The sequence below is a fragment of the Neokomagataea anthophila genome (genome assembly GCF_018122595.1).
Taxonomy (GTDB): Bacteria; Pseudomonadota; Alphaproteobacteria; order Acetobacterales; family Acetobacteraceae; genus Gluconobacter; species Gluconobacter anthophilus.
Window position 1 is genome coordinate 1 of the sequence record NZ_JAGRQH010000124.1, and the last position, 241, is coordinate 241.

The 241-nt window shown below is 73.9% G+C and carries 1 protein-coding gene; it reads right to left on the reverse strand.

All coding sequences use genetic code 11. The annotated features are described in order from the left end of the window. The coding region (locus KB213_RS12275) for a hypothetical protein (RefSeq protein ID WP_211683536.1) at positions 1-241 on the reverse strand (241 nt) is incomplete at both ends.

Consider the following 241-nt stretch of genomic DNA (forward strand, 5'->3'; position numbering starts at 1 on the left):
ATGGCTTGCCGACGCCGCCCTGCGCAGCACCCCGGCAACGCCCGGCCGCCTGGCCCAACGACGGCCCGCGCACCCACCACCGCCAGCACCCCCCGCCCCCGAACAGTCAGCAGGGGAGCGGCCACGGCCCGCCACTCGCCGTTCACAACCGCCAGAACCGTCTCCCTTAACCCCGGTACACCCCGCGTCACACCAACCGCCCAGCGAACCCCTCCTAACCCGCCCAAACGCGCGTCACCCC